This is a genomic window from Shewanella waksmanii ATCC BAA-643, assembly GCF_000518805.1.
In the GTDB taxonomy this organism is placed as follows: domain Bacteria; phylum Pseudomonadota; class Gammaproteobacteria; order Enterobacterales; family Shewanellaceae; genus Shewanella; species Shewanella waksmanii.
Map to the genome: position 1 here is coordinate 44,662 of NZ_JAEH01000041.1, position 7,538 is coordinate 52,199.

General features: G+C 43.6%; 6 protein-coding genes and 1 pseudogene. 1 reads left to right on the forward strand and 6 read right to left on the reverse strand.

The genetic code is table 11. The features are described from left to right. Positions 1-183: 183 nt before the first annotated feature. Positions 184-2,076 carry a choice-of-anchor I family protein gene (locus L865_RS0115210; protein WP_028774019.1) on the reverse strand — a complete coding sequence of 631 codons (1,893 nt, stop codon included), beginning with the start codon at positions 2,074-2,076 and terminating at the stop codon, positions 184-186. A gap of 300 nt (positions 2,077-2,376) precedes the next feature. Here L865_RS0115210 and L865_RS0115215 point away from each other — a divergent pair, with 300 nt between their 5' ends. Beyond that, positions 2,377-3,591, forward strand: coding sequence for a multidrug effflux MFS transporter (locus tag L865_RS0115215; RefSeq protein ID WP_037471309.1), 1,215 nt, complete (start codon positions 2,377-2,379; stop codon positions 3,589-3,591). An 89-nt stretch (positions 3,592-3,680) separates the two neighbouring features. Here the strand turns inward: L865_RS0115215 and L865_RS0115220 are convergent, their stop codons facing one another. From L865_RS0115220 to L865_RS23965, 5 genes and pseudogenes are all read right to left on the reverse strand, one after another. Then, positions 3,681-4,217, reverse strand: a complete 537-nt coding sequence (locus L865_RS0115220) for a hypothetical protein (protein WP_028774021.1) — start codon at positions 4,215-4,217, stop codon at positions 3,681-3,683. A gap of 102 nt (positions 4,218-4,319) precedes the next feature. Continuing rightward, positions 4,320-5,489 (reverse strand): ComEC/Rec2 family competence protein, encoded by a 1,170-nt coding sequence (locus L865_RS0115225; RefSeq protein WP_028774022.1) that lies wholly within the window; start codon positions 5,487-5,489, stop codon positions 4,320-4,322. A gap of 62 nt (positions 5,490-5,551) precedes the next feature. Then, positions 5,552-5,884, reverse strand: coding sequence for a hypothetical protein (locus L865_RS0115230; protein ID WP_028774023.1), 333 nt, complete (start codon positions 5,882-5,884; stop codon positions 5,552-5,554). Between the two features lie 323 nt (positions 5,885-6,207). Further along, positions 6,208-7,185 carry a transposase gene (locus tag L865_RS0115240; protein WP_028774024.1) on the reverse strand — a complete coding sequence of 326 codons (978 nt, stop codon included), beginning with the start codon at positions 7,183-7,185 and terminating at the stop codon, positions 6,208-6,210. An 81-nt stretch (positions 7,186-7,266) separates the two neighbouring features. After that, positions 7,267-7,422 (reverse strand): annotated as a pseudogene (locus tag L865_RS23965) (transposase); the annotation flags it as partial. Between the last annotated feature and the right edge of the window lie 116 nt (positions 7,423-7,538).

Consider the following 7,538-nt stretch of genomic DNA (forward strand, 5'->3'; position numbering starts at 1 on the left):
ATCCACTAACCAATGCCAACAAACGGCATCGACACACGAGCACCAGCCAAAAAAAGCCCGGTGATCCAATTGGGTCACCGGGCTTAACTCACTAAGCTAATCTGATTTGCTATGGTTTCGCGATTAACACCATGAATTATAGCGCCATAGATAATCGCACCATCGACTAGCAAGCGCGTTAGCTTAAAGGCTCAATTGGTACACTGCCGTGGTGCCACTCACTTCATTGCCAATAATCAACAAAGGCTTAGCCGTCGGGCTATATTCTGCCGCGACAAACTTCATGCCTTCAGGGCCCAAGTCGCCAGCCAGTTCCGGTGTGCCAGTAATGTCACTGCCATCAATCTCAAAATCGACATCAAAATCTCGATTAACAATATAATCAACAAATTGCACAGCAAACGGATTAGTTATGTCAAAAATCATAAAGCCAGAGGTGCGCTCCAAGCCAACAAATGCATAGTGCTTACCCGCAATTTGCCCCAAAGCCAATGCTTCTGGCTCGGCGCCTTTGTCATCGCTACGGCTATCACCTTTGCTTTCTTCGTTATGATTGTTGAAGTTGTCGCCCAACACTGCCGCTGTAATGCGAGCAATCTGGTTGCCGCTATCAAACACTTGGTTACCAGACGTATCCCAAATTGAGAACGAGCGTCCGCCATAACCCACTATTTGGTCGTAGTCGCCATCACCATCGGTATCACCCATTGATGTCGTGACTTTTAAGCGGCCTAACTGGGTTTCATCTTGCGCTGCGGCCACTTGTGGGTGGTTGGCATCCAAGGTGAGATCTTCGGCACGAACTTCTTCAGAGAAACCACTGTAGTCTCGGGCGTCACCTTCATTGGCCGACACAATAAAATGCGCGCCGTTCCATGAGTAGCTGGCAATGGTATCAGGCTGATACAGGCCATATACCCCTTCATAGGCTTGGATATTGATGGCATCATCTTTATCACTGGCATCAATGGCGTTATGCGCTAATCCAAAGTCCTTTAGCCCCAATGGCATTATTGATACCACGTGCATCTGCTCAAGGTCGATAACAGCAATGGCATTATTTTCCTGCAGGCTCACATAGGCTTGGGTGTTATCTGCTGATACTGCAATGTACTCAGGCTCTAAATCTTGGGCAATGCTTGCACCCGGTCCGTTAACTTTGATTTTGTCACTAAACTCACTATTGCGCTCGGCGCCAACATTAAAGGCAGTAAAGTCAATGGTGTTGGCGGTATCTGCTGGCACCCTATCAGCCAGAGTAATAATTGATACACTGCCTTCAGGATCAACGGTGTAAGCATCATTAGGTTCCCCCTCGTTAGCAACAATCACTTTGCTACCGTCATGGCTAAACACCACATTGTCAGGCAGTGCGCCAACTTCTACTGCTTTAAGCAAACTAGGTTGCGCTTCTGCGTCAAGTTGGTAGAAAGCAATATAGCCATTACCCTGCTTACTGTTGCCTTGGCCGTCTCCGCGCTCGACCGCCACTGCCAATAGGTCATCGAAAATTGCTAAGCTATTTACGCCACCTAAATCGGTAAGCCCCAAGTCACCTGCAACATCAATTGACGCGACTTTATCGATATTATTAAGGGTGTATTGAGCATCCGCTGCAACCTCGCCACCACTTAGGGTACTGGCATCAATGATATCAACTTGACCACTTTGGGCATTCACAACAAAAATGTGCTGCGACGTTTTATGAAAATCGACAATTTCAGCGGCACTTTGACCAAATATGCCAGACTCATTCCGCGCAATTAGCTGCGCAGAAAGCTGACCGATCGCCTCTTTGCACAGCGCTTGAGTTTGACTGGCATCGACTTCATCGGCGTCAAGCACACTATTGCCATTAGCATCTAGGCCAGTTTCGATTAACTGACCGCCCAACGCACACTGTTCGCTACCCATTGCTAGCTCAGTAATCGCCACTAAAGAACTTAAACCCTGGCTACCGTCGGTACCATTTGTACCGTTAGTTCCGTTAGCGCCTGCCGCACCGTCGTCGCCATCACACCCAGTTAGCAGTGCTGATGCGACAAATAACGACAATATGGTTTTTGTTGTTTTCATTTTTATTTCCCTTAGGTTTCAGAATGGGTTTCAAAAATTGCCAATTGGCCCGATAAGTGCCGCTAATTTAGAACCCTAGTAAGAAAATAAAATGAAACAAACATGACACTTTTAATACGTTAATTTAACAAAGTTCGCTATTGGTGATGCAAACATGAGATTTGTTACAAATAAAGCGCGAAACAACAGGCTTAAAGATGGTCAAAACACCAGCATGAGCGTAGACTAATCCACCTCTCAGAAATTGCTGTGCCCTCAGCAGTTCATCGATAAGTCATCCAAAATTCACAAGAGGTATGAGTGAAAAGCGATCCGATCCCAACAGCCCCATCTCAAGCCGAGTTAACGATCAGCCTAGCGCTGTTGATCCCAATGCTATCAGCCATTGTGGCCATTACTCCGCTGGCCATCGATCTGTATCTGCCGGCTATGGCAACCTTGGCCACCAGTTTCCACACCGATATCACCATGGTGCAGCAATCATTAAGCATCTACCTCGCAGGTTATGCCGTGGGTATGCTGACTTTTGGTCCTCTTGCAGACCGATTTGGTCGCAGACCGTTAGTGATTATTGGGCTAACAGGCTTTGCCATCACCAGCCTAATACTGGCGTTTGTTAATAATATCGAGCTATTTCTCAGCTTAAGGTTTGTGCAAGCGTTTATTGGAGCCGCAGCAACGGTAGTTGTGCCGGGGTATATTAAAGAGGTGTACGGTAAAAACACCGCCAAAGGCATGTCTTATGTCAGCCTGATTATGATGCTAGCGCCGTTAATCGCCCCTAGCATTGGTAGCCTAATTCTTGAGTTTGGTGATTGGCATCTGATTTTCTTCATCTTGGCCTTCTATGCCATTGCCCTGTTGATGTTGGTCATCGTTAAACTCAAAATGCCCAGCGACATCAACCATGGCCAGCGCAGTCAAAAATCATTCTTTGGCGCATACGCAGTGGTATTTACTAAACCCGGTGTCAAACTGCATATCACCAGTGGTGTACTGACCTCGTTTGCGTTTTTCTGCTACCTCACTGCATCGCCTTTTGTGTACATGGAAGTGTTTGGGCTGGATAAGTCTTTATTTGCGGTGTTGTTTAGTACCAATGTTGGCGCCCTTATGGCTGCAAACATCATCAATACCCGCATTGTAGGCAAGTACGGTTCGCGGCGCATGCTTCGAGCCTCAACCATATTAGCGATTTTCGCCGGCAGTGCCTTACTGAGTGTTAACTTACTGGATTTAAGCTACCACTATACCGTTGCCGCGCTTATTCCCTTTATGGGCTTTTTGGGGATTATGTCGGTGAACGCCGATGCCATCGTGCTGATGAAGTTCCAACAAGAAACCGGCACCGCGACTGCAGTTATCGGGACGCTAAGGTTTGGCTTTGGCGCCGTTGCGGGGCCATTACTGGCGCTATTTTATACTGGCACCGCCGTGCCGTTTTCAGCGTTAATGCTCGGTGCCGTCATGCTAGTTGGCGTGTGCCAAATTGCCAGTCGGCGTACCAGTAACTAGTCACATACAGTGTCAATAAGGGATGCCTTGCCACATATTGGATGTGAGGCAAACGCCTAAATCAGGTGCGCCGTAGGCGTCACCTGGATTTACTTGTTAGCTTCCTGCATGATTTCACCAAATGTTAGAAACTGCCTGATTGTAGGAAAATCCCACTCATTTAGCCCTAAAGACATCAGGTGTTTAAGGGCTCCATCTTTAGGACTGTCGCTGAACTCATCTGGGTATGTACTGACGAACCAACTCCAGAAGACCTTTGCTTCGAGAGGAATTTCACCCGCAATATTTTGAAGCATTAGTATTGCATCAAGCATAAAATCAGATGTAAATCTCTCAATTGGAGCGATATTTATCTTTCCTTCAGGATCTTTATCTGCATGTTTGAAAAAGTTATAAGGTTCATTGACAGTTCTTACATGTTTCCTGAATTCCTCTCTCGTCACGCCTTTTGGGTTCTTAACTAAACTTACTACGCCTTGCTCTTTGCCAACATCAACTAACACCTGATGAGCAGATGCAATAACAGTATGAATCACTACAAAATCACGTGACTCAAAAAATAGAGTTACCGCTTCAGTAATCTGTCGTCTAGCAACTTCTATCTTGTCAATCCAAATTGGTTGCATGTTACTCCTTGGAAGCTAACGTCGCCGTAACGGGCCGAAAGTCGCTCAGCGGTTGAGGTCCAGCACAGCTCTGCTGTGCATTCGTTGACGGCCTTGTTAGGTTTAAATTTTATAGATAAGGTCGCCCGCCTGGTCTGTACGATCCGGTAAGCTATTTCTTAGGTCCTCGAGGTTGTTGTGATGAGGATCTGGATGATTGTAAGAATTATCACCTACAGAAATAGCACAGTCCTCTACGGTTAGTTCTTTTGCCCATTCATTCACTGAAAAATGACCCGCGGCGCCTCCATGATGGGGGGCAACTAAAAGTGTTTTACGTTTACGATATTTTCCAGATATTGCAGCTAATATTTTACAGTAATGGTGATCACCAGTTAGCAGGGCTAACTTCTCACTCCCTTTAATCGCCAAAACTATGCCAGTTTGGTTTCTAGAGCGCCCATTTGTAGCACGGTAAAGGTCTAATGAATTTGAAGATAAGAGTAAGTTAAGATCTATTGTTCTACCGGTTCTGTCAGTATTAGGAATTAAATGAAAAGGAACATTATTTTCTAAAATATTATCTATTGCATCTTGATAAACCAGTGTGGACGGTACGTTTGTGGGTCCATACACTGCAATTATTTTTGAGAAGTGTTCTTTACTCAAGTATTTAAGTGATTGAAAATGATCCATATCCCAGTGACTGATTACAATGTATACAGATCTTTCAAGGAAATTCTTAAAGCGCCTATCTATAAGTGCCTTTATTTGGGTTTCGGAATATCTAGAAGAAGCTCCTAAATCATAGATGATAGTATGTTTACGTGTTCGAACCTCATTCCAATTCCCTTGGCCACAATCTACAACCACTAACTCATTGGCGATATCTACAGGCTCAATGTCGATGGTTGTATCGAATTTAAAATCCAATGAATCTACACTAGTTAATAACTCACTAAACGAATCTACTTCGCGCTCAATTTTAAATTTGTTTCGATAGAAAGCTCCACCCTCCCCTTCATTATCTTCAGACACATCGATAACTTGAATATCTTCATCATACATATGCTCTAAAGGGAATTTATACCAAGACCCTGCATACATTACCTTCCTGCCTTGGTGTGGCAAGGTCAATCCAAAAAACTTAGGATTGCTAGCATCATACTCGATATTGACAGCCTCTAAAAAAGTCGAAGCGTCTTTTTCAGATTTAAAATCTATAGTGTATTCTACGATACCCATGTCTTTATCGGATGAATAATTCTCTATGTATATATCAATAAAGTTCATAATTTCTCTACATTGTGGATATCGTAAAACCTAACGCCCTTGTTAAACAGCTTGTTAGGTAGTCAGTCTTTATACCAGTGCTCTGGCAAATTTTTGAAGTTAATAAGCCTGTCGAAAGTTTGTTTTACTGTCCATCGATTTAATAATCCAGTAACCAAAGCTGTAGCTAAATATGAAATAAAAAATGTAAAAACAAGCACAACTAAAACTAGGTAGTCATATTTGTTAAGTTCACCTCTTGGTTCACCTGACGCGTATTCATCGACTCCAAACACTTGCAAAAAAGAGTACAAACTTTCCCAGAGTAAATAGAAAACACCAAGCGAGACAATAAACAGAATACTCAAATATAGGTTGTACTTAGCCTTTAATCTCAACTGTCTTTTACTATCCACCTTGACTACCTAACGCCCTGTTAATAGGCAAAATAAAGTTGGCTAGAATCAGCGACGAAGGAGCAAAAGCCAACTGTATTTTGTGATCTTCACCCGATAAGGAAAACATTAGCCAGCCATTATTAATCAATAACATAGCAAAGCTACTGTGTACTACTCAAGGGCAAACTAGATTTGTACCTTCAAATGCTTTGCTCAATACAAAAAAACTTTTTGAAATTAGCAAAAATGAGGAAATAAGCCATTAATTGCTGTATTTGGCGCGAGGGGGGGGTATTCTGCGGAAGGAGCTGAGGAGTTATGTGAAATATGAACGTTTGAACTTAGTTGACAGGCATAAATTGGCAACTACTTGAGAAATGTCGCCTTCGTTTGTTTAGATGTTCACAGTAATGGCTAAACTCTTCCAATGTACCCACAGGGCCATGGAAAAGCTGTCCAAATTCCGTGACAATTTTAACCCAATTGGCTGAGGGGATGTTTAACCTGCTCAGTATGTCACAAACCTGTGAATCAATAGCACCACGCTTATCGTCTCGAATCACCCTGCCCGTTTCATCTACCAGTACAAGATAGTCTTGCAGTGAGACAGCAATGCCTTTGGGTTGGTTAGTGCGTTCATTGCCTATAAAAGGTAAAAGACGCTTAGGTTGTTCTCCTGTAAGTGCTGCTTTTACTCTGAGTTTGATACTCGTGAAGTCCGATTGCTCAGGTTTTGTCGCCATTTTAGCCCGTATCGGATTAAGCTCTACATAGGCCATACAGGCCAATACAGCTGCTTCATCAAGCAATGCTTGTGATTTGAACCGCCCTTCCCAGAAATGCCCTGTGCAGTTATCTTCAAGGTTAGCTTGTCTTGCAATAGGCTCATTTAAACAACGCATAAACCAGCTTATATCGCAAAGACGTGAGCGATACGTCGCTATCAGATGTTTAAGCTGAGCAACTGTGTACTCTTCTATCACTTCACCTTTAGCAAATTTCTGCGTTAAGACTGTTCCTTTAAACAATTTATGCCATTGCAGTACGACATCCCTATCTGACCAGGCATTAACTTGTTCAATATCAATATGTAGGACAACATGAAGGTGGTTGCTCATCACTGAATAAGCCGCCACATCAATGGCAAACACTTCGGTAAGTTTTAAGATTTGAGCCTCTACCCAACCACGGCGATGGTCATAATTTTTGCCAGTGTACTTATCATCACCACATAAGAAAGCGCGTCGTACAACACGACTGCAACAGTGATAATAAGGTGTGTCTTCGAGACTAATGAGGGTTCGTCTGGGCCTTGGCATGCAACCTCCTTGTTATATGCGCAAATCAAGCATAGTCGGAGGTTGTTATTTACGCCATTAACTATGGGTGTCTATATGTTTTTCTTTTCGCCAACGACTCAGCATTAACGGGTGAATATCAAGCGCTAGCGCAACATCCTTAGACATGACATCGTCTCTTAAGCTTAGCTGGACAGCTTTGACTTTGAATTTTACAGGGTAAAACCATGTCTTTCTTGGTTGGGTATATTTAGGCATTTTAGCCTCCTCAAAGTGATGAGAAGGTGTCCACTAAAACGGGGGAAGAGCAAGTTCCGTTTTAAATGCCTTGTTAGTTGGTGAACTGCATTTAGAAAGCCACTGCAAACACCAAG